The organism is Micromonospora sp. CA-269861 (genome assembly GCF_050948505.1).
Classification (GTDB): Bacteria; Actinomycetota; Actinomycetes; order Mycobacteriales; family Micromonosporaceae; genus Micromonospora.
Genome location: NZ_CP192014.1, coordinates 82,862 through 99,617, shown reverse-complemented (window position 1 = coordinate 99,617; position 16,756 = coordinate 82,862). Strand labels below are relative to the sequence as shown.

At 70.2% G+C, this 16,756-nt stretch carries 16 protein-coding genes, 1 tRNA gene and 1 riboswitch; of the genes, 8 read left to right on the top strand and 9 right to left on the bottom strand.

The annotated features are described in order from the left end of the window. Positions 1 to 72 precede the first annotated feature (72 nt). Positions 73 to 459: a winged helix-turn-helix transcriptional regulator gene (locus tag ACQP0U_RS00485; protein WP_433314787.1), complete on the bottom strand. Its 387-nt coding sequence runs from the start codon at positions 457 to 459 to the stop codon at positions 73 to 75. A gap of 101 nt (positions 460 to 560) precedes the next feature. Here ACQP0U_RS00485 and ACQP0U_RS00480 point away from each other — a divergent pair, with 101 nt between their 5' ends. The 3 genes from ACQP0U_RS00480 (at position 561) to ACQP0U_RS00470 (ending at position 2,692) form a co-directional block, all read left to right on the top strand. Beyond that, positions 561 to 1,184: an NAD(P)-dependent oxidoreductase gene (locus ACQP0U_RS00480; RefSeq protein WP_433314784.1), complete on the top strand. Its 624-nt coding sequence runs from the start codon at positions 561 to 563 to the stop codon at positions 1,182 to 1,184. Beyond that, on the top strand, positions 1,184 to 1,606 hold the full coding sequence (locus ACQP0U_RS00475) for a nitroreductase family deazaflavin-dependent oxidoreductase (RefSeq protein WP_433314781.1): 423 nt from the start codon (positions 1,184 to 1,186) through the stop codon (positions 1,604 to 1,606). Before ACQP0U_RS00480 ends, ACQP0U_RS00475 begins: the two co-directional genes overlap by 1 nt. 147 nt (positions 1,607 to 1,753) lie before the next feature. After that, positions 1,754 to 2,692, top strand: a complete 939-nt coding sequence (locus ACQP0U_RS00470) for an LD-carboxypeptidase (protein WP_433314778.1) — start codon at positions 1,754 to 1,756, stop codon at positions 2,690 to 2,692. A gap of 63 nt (positions 2,693 to 2,755) precedes the next feature. Here ACQP0U_RS00470 and ACQP0U_RS00465 read toward each other — a convergent pair. Beyond that, positions 2,756 to 2,829, bottom strand: a tRNA-Gly gene (locus ACQP0U_RS00465). A 180-nt stretch (positions 2,830 to 3,009) separates the two neighbouring features. Next, a complete protein-coding gene (locus ACQP0U_RS00460) occupies positions 3,010 to 3,567 on the bottom strand; it encodes a pyridoxamine 5'-phosphate oxidase family protein (RefSeq protein WP_433314775.1) in 558 nt (185 codons plus the stop codon). Positions 3,568 to 3,666: 99 nt separating this feature from the next. On the opposite strand from ACQP0U_RS00460, the gene dcd reads away from it, so the two are divergent. Further along, positions 3,667 to 4,245: a dCTP deaminase gene (gene dcd / locus ACQP0U_RS00455; protein ID WP_089018323.1), complete on the top strand. Its 579-nt coding sequence runs from the start codon at positions 3,667 to 3,669 to the stop codon at positions 4,243 to 4,245. Between the two features lie 76 nt (positions 4,246 to 4,321). On the opposite strand, the gene ACQP0U_RS00450 is transcribed toward dcd, so the two are convergent. Next, positions 4,322 to 5,362, bottom strand: a complete 1,041-nt coding sequence (locus ACQP0U_RS00450) for an NlpC/P60 family protein (RefSeq protein WP_433314771.1) — start codon at positions 5,360 to 5,362, stop codon at positions 4,322 to 4,324. A 13-nt stretch (positions 5,363 to 5,375) separates the two neighbouring features. Next, a riboswitch (cyclic di-AMP (ydaO/yuaA leader) is annotated at positions 5,376 to 5,511 on the bottom strand. Between the two features lie 235 nt (positions 5,512 to 5,746). Here ACQP0U_RS00450 and ACQP0U_RS00445 point away from each other — a divergent pair. Continuing rightward, entirely contained in the window at positions 5,747 to 6,406 is a 660-nt protein-coding gene (locus ACQP0U_RS00445) for a hypothetical protein (protein WP_433314768.1), read from the top strand. Further along, positions 6,313 to 7,728 carry an N-acetylmuramoyl-L-alanine amidase gene (locus tag ACQP0U_RS00440; protein WP_433314765.1) on the top strand — a complete coding sequence of 472 codons (1,416 nt, stop codon included), beginning with the start codon at positions 6,313 to 6,315 and terminating at the stop codon, positions 7,726 to 7,728. The genes ACQP0U_RS00445 and ACQP0U_RS00440 overlap by 94 nt, the downstream gene beginning before the upstream one ends. Before the next feature lie 55 nt (positions 7,729 to 7,783). On the opposite strand, the gene ACQP0U_RS00435 is transcribed toward ACQP0U_RS00440, so the two are convergent. The 5 genes from ACQP0U_RS00435 to ACQP0U_RS00415 all read right to left on the bottom strand — a co-directional run bounded on the left by ACQP0U_RS00435 (position 7,784) and on the right by ACQP0U_RS00415 (position 14,056). Then, positions 7,784 to 8,797: an NlpC/P60 family protein gene (locus tag ACQP0U_RS00435; RefSeq protein ID WP_433314762.1), complete on the bottom strand. Its 1,014-nt coding sequence runs from the start codon at positions 8,795 to 8,797 to the stop codon at positions 7,784 to 7,786. A gap of 167 nt (positions 8,798 to 8,964) precedes the next feature. Then, positions 8,965 to 9,966 (bottom strand): hemolysin family protein, encoded by a 1,002-nt coding sequence (locus ACQP0U_RS00430; protein ID WP_433314759.1) that lies wholly within the window; start codon positions 9,964 to 9,966, stop codon positions 8,965 to 8,967. Beyond that, positions 9,959 to 11,284, bottom strand: a complete 1,326-nt coding sequence (locus ACQP0U_RS00425) for a hemolysin family protein (protein WP_433314756.1) — start codon at positions 11,282 to 11,284, stop codon at positions 9,959 to 9,961. Before ACQP0U_RS00425 ends, ACQP0U_RS00430 begins: the two co-directional genes overlap by 8 nt. Positions 11,285 to 11,387: 103 nt before the next feature. Continuing rightward, positions 11,388 to 13,586: a heterodisulfide reductase-related iron-sulfur binding cluster gene (locus ACQP0U_RS00420; protein WP_433321350.1), complete on the bottom strand. Its 2,199-nt coding sequence runs from the start codon at positions 13,584 to 13,586 to the stop codon at positions 11,388 to 11,390. Between the two features lie 206 nt (positions 13,587 to 13,792). Next, entirely contained in the window at positions 13,793 to 14,056 is a 264-nt protein-coding gene (locus ACQP0U_RS00415) for a cell division protein CrgA (protein ID WP_433314753.1), read from the bottom strand. 221 nt (positions 14,057 to 14,277) lie between these two features. On the opposite strand from ACQP0U_RS00415, the gene ACQP0U_RS00410 reads away from it, so the two are divergent. After that, entirely contained in the window at positions 14,278 to 15,078 is an 801-nt protein-coding gene (locus ACQP0U_RS00410; protein ID WP_433314751.1) for a DUF881 domain-containing protein, read from the top strand. Beyond that, on the top strand, positions 15,075 to 16,754 hold the full coding sequence (locus tag ACQP0U_RS00405) for a class E sortase (protein WP_433314748.1): 1,680 nt from the start codon (positions 15,075 to 15,077) through the stop codon (positions 16,752 to 16,754). Before ACQP0U_RS00410 ends, ACQP0U_RS00405 begins: the two co-directional genes overlap by 4 nt. Positions 16,755 to 16,756: the final 2 nt, after the last annotated feature.

Sequence of the window (16,756 nt, the reverse complement as noted above, 5' to 3'; positions counted from 1 at the left end):
TCTTGCCATGAACATGAGAAGCATCCGCGTCGCTGATCCCCGCTCCGCCGACGGCTGTCGGGGCGGCGGTGGTCAGCCGGCGCGGTTGAGCCGGGTGGCGTTGTCGTACGACTCGCGGGCGTCGAGCAACTCGTCCCAGTGCTGCTCGGCCCAGGCGCATGCCACCGCAATCGGTTCCAGCATGCTGCGGCCCACCGGCGTCAGCTCGTACTCCACGTGTGGGGTGACCTCGGCGAAGACGGTGCGCTTGACCAGCCCGTCGCGTTCGAGAGAGCGCAGCGACTGGGTGAGCACCTTGGGAGTGACGCGGTGCAACGGCACGCGCAGCTCCGAGAACCGGCGAGGCCCCTGCTCCAGGCAGCGGATGATGAGCGCCGCCCACTTGTCGCCGAATCGGATCGGGTTGAGCGAGGACGGGCACAGCTCGTCGAACATGTCGGCGGGCAGAGGTTGCCTCATAACTCAACGGTAACTGGTATCCGGGCGGTAACCACGACCCTCGATAGCGTCGGCGAATCGGCCGAGCGCACCGGCTCCGGCCCCGTTGAGAGGCGTACCTCATGAAGATTGTGATCTTCGGCGCGGGCGGCCGGGCCGGCCGGCAGGCCGCCGCCGAGGCCCACCGACGCGGCCACCAGGTCACCGCCGTGGTGCGCAACCCGGCGGGCCACAGCGACCTGGCCGACGTGCGGGTGGTGGCAGGCGACGTCACCGATGTCGGAAGCGTCGCGCAGGCAGCCGCCGAGCACGATGCCGCCATCACTGCCGCGGTGGACCTGTCCGTGGCACCGGACGACTTCTTCACCGCATCGTCCCGCGCCCTGACCACCGGGCTGGCGAAGGGCGGTGTACGCCGCCTGGTGGTGGTCGGCCTCGCCTCGATCATGCCCGGGGCGTCCGGTGCCGCCCTGATGGACGAGCCCGGCTACCCGAACGAGTACCGGTCCTTTTACCTCGGCCACGCAGCCGGCCTTGCCGAGCTTCAGATCTCCGACCTCGACTGGGCCTACCTGGCCCCCGCCGGCGACTTCGACCACAGCGGCACGCGCACCGGCCACTACCGGATCGCCGAACACGGCGACGCGGCCAGCCGGATCAGCTACGCGGATTTCGCTATCGCGCTGCTCGACGAGATCGAGGCGCCCCGCCACCACCGCGCCGCCGCGAGTGTCCAGGAGGCGTGATGCCAGGCGTCCACGACAGCCCGAACGCCTGGGTCGCGGAGCACATCCGCCGTTTCGAGGAGACCGGAGGCCGGCCACGGCCCGGCATGAACGACCTGCTCCTGACCACCCGGGGCAGGAAGACCGGCGAGCGGCGTCGCACCGCCCTCGTCTACGCGCGCGACGACGACCGCTACGTGCTGGCCGCGTCCAACCGCGGCTCGGAGCACCACCCGGCGTGGTACCTCAACCTGCTCGCCGACCCGTACGTCACGGTGCAGGTTGGTACTGACACCTTCACCGCGTACGCGCGCCCCGCGACTGCCGACGAGCGTCCACACCTGTGGCGCCTGATGGTTTCAGCGTTGTCGGAGTACGCGGCATACCAACAACGGATTACCCGGGAGATCCCCGTGGTTCTCCTGGAACCAGTTCCGAAATGAGATGCGTACGGACCGGCGTCCCTGTTGGATCTCGACATGGAACATGAGCTTGTTCGTCCCCGAAAGGCACGCCCGGGGGACCACCTCGCGGTCCTCTCACCGTCCTTCGCTGCGGCCGGTGCCTATCCCGGGATTCACGAGCAGGCCATGCGACGGCTCGCTGACCTGACCGGCCTCGTACCTGTCGAATACCCCACTACCCGCCAGGTGGGTGCGACCGCGGCGGCGCGCGCGGCGGACATCAACGCCGCCCTCGCCGACCCCCGGGTACGCGGCATTCTCGCCGTCATCGGAGGCGAGGACCAGATCACCGTCATCCCGCACCTGGACGCCGACCTGGCCCGAGCCGACCCGAAGCCGTTCCTCGGCACCAGCGACAACACCAACCTGCACCACTGGCTCTGGGGCCTCGGCATCGCCAGCTTCTACGGCGGATCCTCCCAGGTGCACCTCGGCCCCGGGCCTGCCGTCGACGACATCCACGTCCGGTCGCTACGAGCGGCGTTGCTCACCGGGGAGCGACTGGAGATCACCGATCCGGGTGAGTCCGAGGACATCGGGATCGACTGGGCGGACCCGCAGGCGTTGAAGTCCTTCGGCGAGCGCGAACCGACCGAGCCGTGGAGCTGGTACGGCCCGTCCCGCGCGGTCACCGGTCGCACCTGGGGTGGCTGCCTGGAGGTCATCCAGTGGATCCTGACGGCGGGACGCTTCCCGTTTCCTCCGGAGGTTCTGCAGGGCAGCGTCCTGATCATCGAGACGTCGGAGGAGCTTCTCCCCGCCCGCGAGGTCGGCTGGATCGTCCGATCCCTTGGTGAACGCGGTCTCCTCAGCGCCGTCGACGCCATCCTGGTCGCCCGTCCGCCGGTCTCCGACCACACCCGTCGACCCCCGGCCGCGGATCGGGCACGGCTACGCGAGCAGCAACGGGACACGGTCGTGGACGTGGTGACCCGCTACAACCCCGAGGCGGTCGTCTGCGTCGGCGTCCCGTTCGGCCACACCAGACCGCAGTGGATCCTCCCCCACGGCGGCCCGGTCACCGTCGACGGCGTGGAGCGCCGAATCTTCGCCGACTACCGGTAGGACCCTTCCACCCGCACGAGGAAGCCCTGGTCAGGACATGTGTCCTGACCAGGGCTTTCGCAGTGGAGCGGGTGACGGGAATCGAACCCGCACTGTCAGCTTGGGAAGCTGATGTTCTGCCATTGAACTACACCCGCAAGCGGCACCACTGTACCCGAGTCATCGAGCCCGTGCACCCAGGTACCCCCGCCGGTCGCAGCAGTCCGCCCACCCCTCAGCCCGGGGTTGATCCACTCGGTTTCCTGGAAGTCGGGGCATCCGAGGCGCTGGGACACCGCGGTTTCACCGAAACCGAGTTGATCATGTGGCGGCCGGGGTCAGGCGGCCGTGCACTGGACGTCACGGCTGAGGCGGGTCGGGCGCGTCTGCGGTACGGCGAGTGGGGTGGCGGCCGCCGACGGGGCGTGCGGGTCGAGCCAGACCCGAACGGCCGGTCGACCCGGCGCGAGGCCCGGGACGCCCGCGATGTGCTGCTCACGGCGGGTGAGCATCGCCACGTCGACGGTGAACTCGAAGAGCCGCCAGTCGACCTGCGGCTCGGCGCGGGCGCTCTGCGCCAACTGTGCCACCCGGACCGGGTCGGTCACCGGACGGGCGCGCCCGGCCACGTACGCCTCGTCGTCGCTCTCCTCCGGCGGGAACGAGTGCAGCGCGTAACGGCCGTCACGTTCGAGGTCGCGGCGCTTGGGAGAGTCGATGATGAAGCAGAACAGCCCCTCGGCGGTGATGACCGGGGAGACCGGATGGACGCGGGGCCCGCCGTCGGCACGGACCGTGGCCAGGTAGCCGAAGCCCGGCCCGTACTGCTGAAGGAGAACGCGGATCCCGTCGGCGAGTCGGGGCTCGTCGGCGGCGAATTCGGACCAGGAAGCCATGTGGGCATTCTATCGAACAAATGTACGAGCAGCGACCTCGACGCGCTGGTCACCGGCACCGAATCCGGCCGCTTTGGGCAACGCGGCTATGGTGGTCCGATGCTGCTCTCCGACCGCGACCTGGTCTCCGAGATCAAGGCCGGCACGCTGGGCCTGGAGCCGTTCGAGCCCACCCTGGTCCAACCGTCCAGCATCGACGTCCGACTCGACAGGTTGTTCCGGGTCTTCAACAACCACCTCTACACCCACATCGACCCCGCCATGCAGCAGGACGACCTGACATCAGTGGTCGAGGTCCCCGACGGCGAGCCGTTCGTGCTGCACCCGGGGGAGTTCGTGCTCGCCTCGACGCTGGAGGTCATCTCGCTCGGTGACCAGCTCGCCGGCCGACTGGAGGGCAAGAGCTCCCTGGGCCGGCTCGGGCTGCTCACGCACTCCACCGCCGGTTTCATCGACCCGGGCTTCTCCGGTCACGTGACGCTGGAACTCTCGAACGTGGCGAACCTGCCGATCACCCTGTGGCCGGGCATGAAGATCGGGCAGCTCTGCATCTTCCGGCTCTCCTCGCCGGCCGAGCACCCGTACGGCTCGGTGGTCTACGGCTCGCGCTACCAGGGCCAGCGGGGGCCGACGCCCAGCCGCGCCTGGCAGCACTGGCGCACCTGGCCAACGCGCTGAGGCACCCCACTCGCTGGAACCAGAACGACGAGGGCCCGCCGCGACGGATCGCGACGGGCCCTTCGGTCACCCGGGGTCAGCCCGGGCGGCCGTAGCTGTGGATCGGGCCGTCGTCGACCTTCTTCATCTTGACCGGTTGACCGGCCTGCGAGGCGTGCACCACCCAGCCGTTGCCGACGTACATGCCGACGTGGTGAATGTCGCTGTAGTAGAAGACCAGGTCGCCGGGGCGCAGGTCGCCCCTGCTGACGTTCTTGGTGACGCGGCTCTGCGCGGCGGCGTTGTGCGGCAGCGACACGCCGGCCTTCGCCCAGGCGGCCAGCATCAGCCCGGAGCAGTCGTACGAGTTCGGGCCCTCGGCACCCCAGACGTAGGGCTTGCCGATCTGCGCGCAGGCGAACTTGACCGCCGTGCCCGCGGCGCCGCCGGGGTAGCTACCCGGGCAGGGTGCCGGGCGCAGTGGACCGCCGCCGCCGTTGCCGTACACCTTGAGGCGCAGCTTCTGCAGACGGTCGATCTCTTCGTTGATCTGCTTCTTCTTAGCCGCCAACTGCGCTTCGGTGCGGGTCAGCTGGGCCACCATCTCGTCCAGCGGCGCCTTCTGCGCGGCCAGCTGGTCGCGCAGGTCGGCGACCTGGCGTACGTCCTTCTGCTGGTTGTGCGCGAAGCGGTCGAGCATTTCGAGCTGGCCGACCACCTCGCTGGGCGACCGGCTGCCCAGCACCGCGTTCACGGTCGAGACGTTCTCACCCTTGTAGGCGCGTACGGCCAGGGCGCTGACCTTGTCCATCGCGGCGTCGACCTGGCGCTCCAGCGGGGTGATCCGGGCGGCCAGCGCGTCGGCCTGCTTGCGCTTGGCGACGAGGTCGGTGCGGGTGGCGTTGTGCCGTTCGATGATCGGTTCGAGCTTGTTCCAGTCGGCGTCGATCTGGCGCTCGATCTCGGCGACGGACGGGTCGGCGTGGGCAGCCGTGGCGCTGCCGGTCAGTACGACGGCGATGCCGGCCAGCGCGGCGAGTGCGGTGGTGAAGCGGGACCAGCGTGGGCGCGGCACGATCGACGCCGGGCCGGCTGATGCCGACCGCTCGGACGACGGCCGCGGGGCATGGAGTGCCACCGGGGTTCCGTACTCCTTCTTCCTGACCGCCTACCGGGTTAGCTGACGGGTTCGGGCGGGAAGTCGGCGCCCTACCGCAATGGCTGCGGATTCACCCCGAGGGACCTGGGTCCCCGGTTCGCTCGGAAACGACTCGGCGGTGTCGGTCCGTTACCGCCCGGGCTGGGCGGAGCTGCTGTCGGGCCGACGAATGACCAGAGTAGAGACGCTTGTTACCGATCCGCAACCCGTGCGGCCGTGACACTCCGTACCGATTGGGCGAGGTCACCGACCGTGTGTGAAGAATTCTTTCCACATACTTCGATAGATAGAAAGGTATTGACGTGACCTCCCGGGCGGCGCGATGGTGACCTGACCTCACTCCGCGAGAATCTAGGGGGTTCGATGCACCATCCAACCCTGTCGACCGGCTGGCGCGCACTGCTCGCCACCACCGTCGTCGCCGCCGCGTCCGCGGTGCCACTCTCCGTCGGCCCGGCCGCCGCCGCACCCACCACCGACCGCCAGCAGCAGTACGCCGCCGCAGCCACCGAGTACGGCGTGCCGACAGTCGTGCTGCTCGGCGTCTCCTACCTGGAGTCGCGCTGGGACACCAACGCCGGCACACCGAGCACCAGTGGCGGCTACGGCCCCATGCACCTGACCGACGCCCGGCACGTCGCCGCCCTACCGGAACGCGGTCACCACGACACCGGCGACGAGGACCCCCGCGGCGACGACTCCCGTTCCGCCCGGGTGCCCGCACCTCGGCCGGTGGAGGCTCCCGCGCCGTCCACCGCCGCGTTGCAGACCGTTGACGCCGCCGCCACGCTCACCGGTGCCGCCCCCGAGGCACTGCGCACCGACGCGGGCCTCAACATCCGGGGTGGGGCCGCGCTGCTCGGCGCGTACCAGAGGATCTGGGCGCGCCGGTCGGCGCGGACACCGACCCGGCGGCCTGGTACGGCGCGGTGGCCCGCTACTCCGGCGCGGACAGCGCCGACGCGGCCGCGGCCTTCGCCGACGAGGTGTTCACCACCATCGGCGCGGGCGAGTCCCGGGTGACCGACGACGGCCAGCGGATCACCCTGCCAGCCCGTGCGGTACGACCCGACCGTTCCTGGCTGGACCGGCTGGGTCTGCGCCGGCTGGCCCGCCCGGACGGGGTGGAGTGCCCCCGCACCATCTCCTGCGAGTGGATCCCGGCGCCCTACGAGGCGTTCGGCGACGGGGACTACGGCAACCACGACCTCTCCGACCGGCCCGCGCGGCAGAAGATCGAGTACATCGTCATCCACGACACCGAGGCGAGTTGGGCGACGACCCTGAAACTCGTCCAGGACCCGACCTACGTGAGCTGGCACTACTCGCTGCGCTCGGTCGACGGGCACATCGCCCAGCACGTAAAGACCAAGGACGTCGGCTGGCACGCCGGCAACTGGTTCGTCAACGCGAAGTCGATCGGGCTGGAGCACGAGGGCTTCGCGGCGCAGGGGACCTGGTACACCGAGGCGATGTACCGGACCTCGGCGAAGCTGGTCCGGCACCTGGCGCTGCGGCTGGGCATCCCACTGGACCGCCAGCACATCATCGGCCACGACAACGTGCCCGGCACCATCGCCTCGACAGTGCGGGGGATGCACTGGGATCCGGGACCGTACTGGGACTGGACGCACTACTTCGACCTGCTGCACGCCCCCCGACTCGACACCGGCACCCCGGCCACCGGGCTGGTCCGGATCGACCCGGACTACGCCACCAACCAGCCGGCGTTCACCGGCTGCGTCACAGCGGGCGTGCCGTGCGCGCCGCGCGGCTCCTCGGCCGTGGTGCTGCGGAGCGCACCGTCCGCGGACGCGCCGCTCGTCAACGACATCGCGCTCCGTCCGGACGGCACCCCGAACACGATGGCCGTGTCGGACCACGGGGCCCGGGCATCCGCCGGGCAGACGTACGCGCTGGCCGGGCGGCAGGGCGACTGGACGGCGATCTGGTACCTCGGGCAGCGGGCCTGGTTCCACAACCCGGCGTCCGCGCCGACCGCCAGTTGGACCGTCGGCGTCGTGGCCACGCCGAAGCCCGGACGGGCCACCATTCCGGTCTACGGACGGGCGTACCCGGAACAGTCGGCGTACCCGGACGGGGTGCCCTACCAGACGGTCTCGCCGCTGCAGTACACCCTGGCCGCCGGGCAGCGGTACGCCGTCGGAGCTGTGCTGGCCGGCGAGTACTACCGGGCCAGCACCGTCGATGGCTCCTCGCCCGGTGACTGGACGGTGATTCGCGGCAAGAACCGCTACGCGCAGATCCAGTTCGGCCACCGGATCATGTACGTCGACCTCGCCGACGTGCAGCTGCTGCCGTCCCCGTTGGGCGCTCCCCGCTGAGAACCACGACGGCCCCCGGTCGGTGACCGGGGGCCGTCGTGTTGCGCGAGGTCGATCAGCCGGGTCTACGGAAGCCGGCGACGGGCATGGTGTTGATGCTGGACACCTGCACCGGTTTACCGGCACGTGGCGCGTGCACCATCTGGTTGTTACCCAGATACAGCCCGACGTGACTGAGGCCGGAGAAGAAGAAGACCAGGTCACCGGGGCGGGCGTCGCCTCGCGAGATGGCCTTGCCCTCGTTCCACTGGTCACCGGTGTGGTGGGTGAGGTAGATCCCCGCCGCCTTGTAGGCGTACTGGGTCAGCCCCGAGCAGTCGAACGAGTTCGGCCCGGTGGCGCCCCAGACGTACGGCTTGCCGACCTTGCCGCAGGCGGTTCTGATCGCGGTGCGGGCCGCCGCGCTGACCACCCCGTTGATGGTCGGGCAGGCCGCGGTCACGACAGTGGTCTTCGGCATCGACGCCTCGAGCTGCTTGATCTCGGTGTCGATCTGCTTCTTCTTGGCCGCCAGCTCGTTCTGCTGCCGGGTCTGGGTGACGATCAGCGCGTCCAGCTTCTGCTTCTCGCCGTCGTACTTGGCCCGGACGGCCAGCACACCCTCGACCTGCTTGCGCTCCTGCGAGGCAAGCCGGTCGAGGATGGTGAGCTGCTCGGTGAGCGTGTCCGGCTTGGCGCTGACCAGCAGCGCGCCGATGTCGTGCGACGGGCCCGAGATGTAGTAGCGGGAGGCGAGATCGCCGACCCGGTTGAGCGCCAGCTCGCTCTGCAGCGCCAGCGGCTCGATCTTCTTCTGCAGGTTCGCCGACTTCTGCCGGTTGACCTTCAGCTGCGCCCGAACCTTGTTGTACTGCTCGATGGTGGGCTCCAACTGCTCCCACTTCTTGTCGATCTGCGCCTCGATCTCGTCGACCGTGGGCGCGGCATGTGCCGGCGCGGTCAACAGACCGGCGCCGACCGCCGCAGCAGCGACCAGGACCAGCACCCGGTGGGCAGCGCGGCGCAGGCCACCAGAGCGAGCAGACGCATTCAGGTCGTGACGATGAGGGGGCATGGTTGCCACCGGCACCGACTCCTTTGCAACCGACCGCCGGGCGCCTCGCGTGAGGAAAGGGCCGAGGCAGACGACCCACAGCGGTCGGTGCCTCACATTAGGGAAGCTCGGGGCGGTAATCAAGGCGAGCGCAGTAACCATCACTGTCGTGCAACCGCTTGCACACCAAGGGTATTGGTCCATCAACCAACGATTGCGGTCAATACATCGTCAAGGGTGACCACACCGAGAGGCTTTCGTCCGTCGCTGACCAGCACCATGTGCCGCCGCTCGCGACGCATGGCCAGCAGAAGATCGGCGAGCGTACGCTCCGGCGGCACCACCGCCAGCGGCCGGTAGACGTCCGCCGGTACCGGGGACCGGCGACCCTGCCCGGCGTACCCGAGCACGTCCTTGACGTGCACAAAGCCGAGCACCCGGCGGGTCGACCGCTGCACCACCGGGAACCGGGACCTGCCGGTCCGGGTCGCCAGCACCTCCAGCGAGGCCGGCGAGACGTCCTCGGCCACCGTCACCACCGTCGACCACGGTTGCAGCGCGTCCGCCGCCGTGCGCGCGTGCAGGGCCAGCGCGCCGGTGATCCGCGCGTGCTGCTCCGCGTCGAGCAGTCCCTCGGTCCGCGCCTGGGAGACCAACCCGGCCAACTCCTCGGCGGTGAACACCGTCTTCACCGCCTCGGACGCCTCGATCCGCCAGAACGCGAGCACCCGCCGCGCCGCCCATTTCATCGCGAGCAACAACGGTTTGGTGGCCACACAGAACGCCAGCATCGCCGGACCGAGCCAGAGGGCGGAGACCTCCGGACCGGCAAGCGTGATGTTCTTCGGCACCATCTCGCCGACGACCGTGTGCAGGAAGACCACCACGCCCAGTGCCAGCACGAACGCCACCGGGTGCACCGCCCGCTCCGGCAGGCCGGCCGCGTGGAACGGCGGCTCCAGCAGATGCGCCAACGCCGGTTCGGCGATCGCACCCAGACCCAACGAGCAGACAGTGATGCCGAGCTGCGCGCCGGCGATCATCAACGGAATCTGGTTCATCGCCGACAACGCCCAGCGGGCGCGTTTCGACCCGGCGGCCAGCGGCTCGATCACCGTCCGGCGGGACGCGATGAGCGCGAACTCGCTACCCACGAAGAACCCGTTGCCGAGCAGCAGCAGCACTGTCACCAGCAGCTCAGTCATCGTCGTCCGGATCCGCCGGGCGTAACACCCGAACCTGCTCGATCCGGTGCCGCTCGACCTCGACGACTGTGAACTCCCAGCCGTCCGTCTCGACCGTCTCACCGGCCAGCGGGATGTGCCCGAGCTGGGCCATCAGGAACCCGGCCAACGTCTCGTACGGCCCCTCGGGCAGCCGGAATCCGGTCTGCTCGGCCAACTCGTCGGAGCGCAGCACACCGTCGACAAGCACTGTGCGCTCACCGCCCGGCACGGTCAGCTCGACCGAACCGTCGTCGTCCACGTTCGCCGGGTCGAACTCGTCGGCGATCTCGCCGACCAACTCCTCGACGAGATCCTCGACTGTCACCACGCCGTCCGTGCCCCCGTACTCGTCGACCACGATGGCCAGGTCGGCCCCGGCCGCCTTCAGCGCGGCCAGGACACCGTCCAGGTTCAGGCTCTCCGGTACGTACACCGGCTCGCGGGCCACCGAGCCGACCCTGGTCGACGCCCGCAGGGCCAGCGGCACGCCCAGCGCGTCGGGCACACCTGCCACGCCGGTCACCAGGTCCAGGGTCTCCTCGTACACCGGGAAGCGGGTCCGCCCGGTCCGCCGTGACTCCTCCAGCAGCTCGGCCACTGTGGCCGTGACGCGCAGCGCGACCACGTCCACCCTGGGGGTCATCGCCTCCGCGGCCCGCTTGTCACCGAAGCGGATGGTGCGACGCAGCAGCATCGCCGTGTCAGTGGGCAGCGCGCCGGCACGCGCCGAGATGCCCGCCAGCAGGCCCAGCTCCTCCGGCGAGCGGGCGCTCGCCAACTCTTCCTGCGGCTCCACGCCGAGTGCCCGGACCAGTCGGTTCGCCGAGCCGTTCAACCCTCGGATCACCCAGCCGAACGTCCGGGAGAAGGTGTGCATCGGACCGGCCGTGGCCAGCGCCGCCGGCATGGGCCGGGCCAGCGCCGCGTTCTTCGGCACCAACTCGCCGAAGAGCATGGAGATCAGCGTGGCCAGGGCCAACGCGAGGAACGGAGTGATCCGCTCGGTGTTGCCCCCGGCCAGCGGGCGCAGCAGCGGGGTGAACAGCCGAGCCAGGGCCGGCTCGGCCAGGTAGCCGGTGAGCAGCGCGGTGATGGTGATGCCGAGCTGCGCCCCGGAGAGCTGGAAGGAGAGTTCACGCAGCGCCGCGCGTACCGTGAGGGCGGCCTGGTCGCCCGCGGCGGCCCGCCTGTCGATCTCCGGCCGGTCGACCGTGACCAGGGCGAACTCGGCCGCGACGAAGAACGCGTTGCCCGCGGTCAGGGCTACGAAGCCGACCAGGGGCAACAGCGTCGTCAAGAGTAGGCCGTCGATGTCGCCTCACCTCGGCGAGATTCTTGCACGACGGCGGCGGCCCTCAGGGGCCGCCGCCGTCGATGAACAGATCCCAGGGGTACGCGTCTCAGCCGCCGATCGGCGCGGTCTCCTTGCCGCCCTGCGGCTGCTCGGGCTTGACCGAACGGAGCAGCACGCTCGCCACGTCGATCACCTCGACCTGTTCGCCGGCACCCTTGCCGTTGACCCCGTCGTTGAGCATGGTCGAGCAGAACGGGCAGCCGACCGCTACCGTTTTCGCCCCGGTGGCCATGGCCTCCTCGACCCGGTCCACGTTGATCCGCTTGCCGATCTTCTCTTCCATCCACATCCGCGCACCGCCGGCACCGCAGCAGAAGGAACGCTCGCTGTTGCGCGGCATCTCGGTCAGCTCGCCCTCGATGGCGTCACCGAGGACCTCGCGGGGGGCCGCGAAGACCCGGTTGTGCCGGCCCAGGTAGCAGGGGTCGTGGTAGGTGACGCCGCCGTCGACCGGCTGCACCGGCGTGAGCTTGCCGGTGGCGACCAGGTGCGCGAGCAGTTGGGTGTGGTGGACCACCTCGAACTCGCCGCCGAGCTGCCCGTACTCGTTGCCCAGGGTGTTGAAGCAGTGCGGGCAGGTCGCGACGATCTTGCGCTTGGCCTTCTCCCGGCCCTCGAACGCCTCGTTCAGCGTCTCCACGTTCTGCTGGGCGAGCATCTGGAAGACGAACTCGTTGCCGATCCGTCGCGCCGGGTCGCCGGAGCAGGTCTCGCCCTCGCCCAGGATCGCGAACTTCACGCCCGCCTCGTTGAGCAGCGTGGCCACCGCGCGGGTGGTCTTCTTGGCCCGGTCCTCGAACGCACCGGCGCAGCCGACCCAGAACAGGTACTCGAAGTCGTCCACCTCGCCGACCCGGGGCACCTCGAAGTCCAGGCCCTTGGTCCAGTCCTCGCGGGTGTTCTGCGGGGCACCCCAGGGGTTGCCCTTGTTCTCCAGGTTGCGCAGCATCACCCCGGCCTCGGAGGGGAAGCTCGACTCGATCAGCACCTGGTAGCGGCGCATGTCGACGATGTGGTCGACATGCTCGATGTCCACCGGGCACTGCTCGACGCAGGCGCCGCAGGTGGTGCAGGACCAGAGCACGTCCGGGTCGATGACGCCGCCCTCCTCGGCGGTGCCGATCAACGGCTTGTCGGCCTCGGCGAGGGCCAGCACGTCCAGGTGGGCGAGCTGCGCCTGGGTGGCCTTCTCCTCGCCGGTCAGGTCCTTGCCGCCGCCGGCCAGCAGGTAGGGCGCCTTCGCGTACGCGTGGTCGCGCAGGCTCAGCACCAGCAGCTTCGGCGACAGGGGCTTGCCGGTGTTCCAGGCCGGGCACTGCGACTGGCAGCGACCGCACTCGGTGCAGGTGCTGAAGTCCAGGAGGCCCTTCCAGCTGAACTGCTCGACGTGGGCGACGCCGAACTGGTCCTTCTCCGGGTCTGCCTCCTCGAAGTCGAGCGGCTTGCCCTGGCTCGTCATCGGGCGCAGCGCGCCGAGACCGGAGCCGGCCGGCTTGGCCGGCTCCCGCTTGAAGAAGATGTTGGGGAACGCCAGGAAGCGGTGCCAGGCGACGCCCATGGTGACGTTCAGGGAGATGACGATCAGCCACGTCATCGAAATAATGATCTTGATGGCCGCGGCGACGCTGACGCCGTCCGCCCAGTCGGGCAGCACCGCACCGACCGCGTGGCTGACCGGGGTGGCCCAGAACGGAAACTCGAAGTGGTCGGTGGCGACCTTGAAGCCCCGGATCACGAAGCCGAAGATCAGGACCAGCAGCACGATCCACTCGACGAAGTAACCCTGCCACATGGTCGAGCCGGTGAACCGGGACCGGCCGCCCGGGCGGGTCGGCCGGTTGCGCAGCCGGATCGCCATCAGCACCAGGATGCCGACCAGACCCAGCACCCCGATGATCTCGGTGACCAGGCCGAAGATCGTCCAGTGCCCGATGATCGGCAGACCACCGTCGGTGGTGACCACCTCGAAGTACGCCTCGAGCACCAGCAGCGACAGCACGACGAAGCCGACCATCACGAACCAGTGCGCGGCGCCCACCACGCCCCACTTGAGCATCCGGGTGTGGCCGGCCGTCTCCACGAGCATCGTCCGGGCGCGGGTGACCTTGTCGGAGAACCGCTCCGGCGCGGGTTGCCCGAGTCGGATGACTGCCACCATCTTCATGACCGCACGCACCGCAAGCCACACCGCCACGGCGGTGATGGCGGCCGCGAGGATCGTGGTGACGATCTGGACGCTGCCCATCGAGTTGGCCTCCCCGGTCTGCTGCCTGATGACCTCGCTCTGCTCGGTCATGCAGTGCAGCCTACGCGAAGGTTACCCAGCAGTAACGTGAGTCATCTCGCAGTAGGCCGCGCTGCCTGCGGACACCATAGGGGCCCCCACCCGATCCTGCCGGGCAGGGGCTCGACGAGGTGACGTGAGACCGCCGACGCGACGGTCTGAACGGATCAGCGCCAGCGGGAGAGCAACCCCAGCGAGGCGACCATCGCGCCGAAGCCGACGGCGAGGTTCCAGTAACCCCACGCCATGACCGGGTACTCCTGCTCGGACAGGTAGTAGAGCACCAGCCAGCCGATCCCGACGACGATCAAGGCGACCGCGGTGATCGGCAACCACACCGGGCTAGGCTTGCGCGACGACGACGCCGTCGTCGGACGGACGTCCGTCGGCGGGGTGTACACCTTCTTCTTACGGACCTGAGACTTGGGCACGGCGCTCTCCAGAGGGGTGACGACCTCGTCCGGCCTGACAACCGGGCGCGGGGGCGACGGTCCATGGCCAATAATGTTCGAGAGCTAGCGTAGTCCCGATTGGCCGCCCGGACCACGAATGGGGTCAGGCCGGTGCACGGAGTGACCGAAAGAGGCGGGACTGTTCGCATCACCGGCCCGGCCGGCACGAACCGATCCCCGACACGCGGAAGGAACGCTCGGTGGAGTACACATCCGGCGCAACCTCCTGGCAGAAGGTCCTCCGACGGGCCGCCGCCGGGCTGCTGCCCCGGCGACCGCGTCAACGCCGTCCGGGCTGGTCGATCGGGGTGCCCCTGATCGCCGCGGCGGCCGGGTTGCTCTTCACCACCACCGCGACCACCGCGGGCGGCACCGCTCTCCGGGAGGACCGGCGACCCCAGCTCAACCAGCTCATCGAGGACCGACGCGAGCAGGTGGCGGCCAGCGAACGCCGCGCCGCCACCCTGCGCGGCGAGGTCGAGCAACGGACCGACACGCTTGCCGACTCGGACGCCCCGATCAAGGATCAGCAGAACCGCGCCCAGGGGAGCCTTCAGAACGCCGGGTTCACCGCCCTCGGCGGGCCCGGGGTCACTGTCGAGCTGAACGACGCGCCCCAGCTCGACCAGACGCAGTCGGACGCCAGCAACGACGACCTGGTGGTGCATCAGGGGGACGTGCAGGCGGTGGTCAACGCGCTCTGGGCCGGCGGGGCCGAGGCCATGTCAATCATGAACGTCCGCGTGCTCACCACCAGCGCGGTACGCTGCGTCGGTAACACCCTGCTACTCCATGGCCGGGTGTACTCCCCACCGTTCAAGATCGTAGCAATCGGCGACCCCGCTGCCCTCCAGCAGGCCCTCGCCAGCTCTGAGGGAGTCCGGTTGTTCAAGGACGCGGTCGACGACTACCAGCTCGGCTACAAGGAGACAGCCTCCACGGTGCGAGTTCCCGCATTCGAGGATTCCACGGCCCTGCGCTCGGCTACGGTGCCCAAGTGAGCGGGCCGGACGAGCGTCGCGACGGGCGGCACCGGGACCAGACCGACGAGCCGACCGCCTTCCTGCCGAAGTTCGACCGGCCCGAGGCGGCACCCGGCCGACCGGCCCCGGCCGGCAACTGGCCCGAGCCGGTGCTGCACCCTCCGCGTGCCGAGCAACCGACGCGGCCGAGCGCCAGCCGACCCGAGCCGACCGACACCCCGGGCCGACCGGGTGTCGAAGCCCCGCCGCCCTGGCCGGGCACAGCTCGTGGGCTGGGCCCGCACGGTGGCACCGGGGTTCCCCCGCGACGGCTCCCGGCCGGCCGGCCGCCACCAACCAGGGCCCGGTTCGGCCCGCCGCCCCCGGCAACGCGACCCGACCCCCGCGCCCAGCGCCGCGCCGACCCGACCGCCCGTCGGGAATCCGCCGGGTGCCACGCCGACCCGACCGCCCGTCGGGAATCCGCCGGGTGCCGCGCCGACCCGGCCGCCGACCGCTGGCGATCCGCCGAGTGCCGCCCCGACCCGACCGGCAACGCCCGGTGGGATGCCGCTGCCGGCCCGACCGGTCTCCCCGGCCCCTCGAACTCGCCGCTGGCCGACTCGCCGACCGCGTACGTCCCGCAGGTCAGCGCGCGACCCGCACGACCCACCGGCTCCCCGGCCACCCCTGTCTCCCCAGCCGCCCCCGACCGCGTCGCAGCGGCCGGTCAGCAGGGCTTCGCGCCGACCGGGCCGGGCCGGGTCCCGCCGAGCGCTGGAGGGGATCGCGGCGCGGACCCGGCCGCCACCGCGCTGATTCCGGCCGTGCCCGCCAGACCCGCCAGCAGGCCGCCGACCATGGACTCGACCGCGTTGATGGGTGCTGTCCCCCGCACGGCGGTCCCCGAGGAGCCGACCGGCGGCAACCCCACCGACCCGCCCCAACCCCGACGCGGCGAGCGGGTGGTCCAACTGCGGCCGCACCAGACCGGCGAGGGCTACAAGAGCGTCTACTCCGAGCTCACCCGCCCGTCGTTCGGCTCGCGACTGCGCACCGGAGTGCGCGTCACCGGCGAAGTCCTGATCACCTTCGGCCTGGTGGTCCTGCTCTTCGCCGGCTACGAGGTCTGGGGCAAGTCGGCAATCGTCGACGCCCACCAGAACGAGCTCAACAACGAGTTGGCGCAGGCGTGGGGCCCGACCGACGACCCGACTGTCGCCCCGTCGGTGGGCCCGAGCGTCAAACCGTCCCCACCGGTCCGTGGCAAGCCGCTAGCGGGTCTCTACATCCCGAAGCTCGACAAGAACTGGGTGGTCGTCGAGGGCGTCACCCAGCAGGACATCCGCTTCGCCCCGGGCCACTACCCGACCAGCGCGCTCCCCGGCCAGGTCGGCAACTTCTCCGTCGCCGGCCACCGCAACCGGGCCACCTTCTGGCGGCTGGACGAGCTGGATGACGGCGACGCGATCGTGGTCGAGAGCAAGACCGACTGGTACGTCTACCGGGTGTCGCAGTCCCGGATCGTCCGGCCGACCCAGGTCGAGGTGGTGGCACCGGTGCCCGGCGAGCCGGACAAGAAGGCGACCAAGCGGATGCTCACCCTCACCACGTGCAACCCGAAGTTCGACAACTACCAGCGCCTGATCATCCACGCCGAACTGGACCGCACCCAACCCAAGTCCGCGGGCCGCCCGGCGGAACTGGGAGGCTGACC

Excerpts from the sequence above, each read along its gene's own strand:
- ACQP0U_RS00485 (WP_433314787.1), bottom strand. The coding sequence starts at position 459 with ATGAGGCAACCTCTGCCCGCCGACATGTTCGACGAGCTGTGCCCGTCC.
- ACQP0U_RS00470 (WP_433314778.1), top strand. The coding sequence starts at position 1,754 with ATGCGACGGCTCGCTGACCTGACCGGCCTCGTACCTGTCGAATACCCC.
- ACQP0U_RS00460 (WP_433314775.1), bottom strand. The coding sequence starts at position 3,567 with ATGGCTTCCTGGTCCGAATTCGCCGCCGACGAGCCCCGACTCGCCGAC.
- ACQP0U_RS00420 (WP_433321350.1), bottom strand. The coding sequence starts at position 13,586 with ATGGGCAGCGTCCAGATCGTCACCACGATCCTCGCGGCCGCCATCACC.
- ACQP0U_RS00475 (WP_433314781.1), top strand. The coding sequence starts at position 1,184 with ATGCCAGGCGTCCACGACAGCCCGAACGCCTGGGTCGCGGAGCACATC.
- ACQP0U_RS00430 (WP_433314759.1), bottom strand. The coding sequence starts at position 9,966 with ATGACTGAGCTGCTGGTGACAGTGCTGCTGCTGCTCGGCAACGGGTTC.
- dcd (WP_089018323.1), top strand. The coding sequence starts at position 3,667 with ATGCTGCTCTCCGACCGCGACCTGGTCTCCGAGATCAAGGCCGGCACG.
- ACQP0U_RS00445 (WP_433314768.1), top strand. The coding sequence starts at position 5,747 with ATGCACCATCCAACCCTGTCGACCGGCTGGCGCGCACTGCTCGCCACC.
- ACQP0U_RS00480 (WP_433314784.1), top strand. The coding sequence starts at position 561 with ATGAAGATTGTGATCTTCGGCGCGGGCGGCCGGGCCGGCCGGCAGGCC.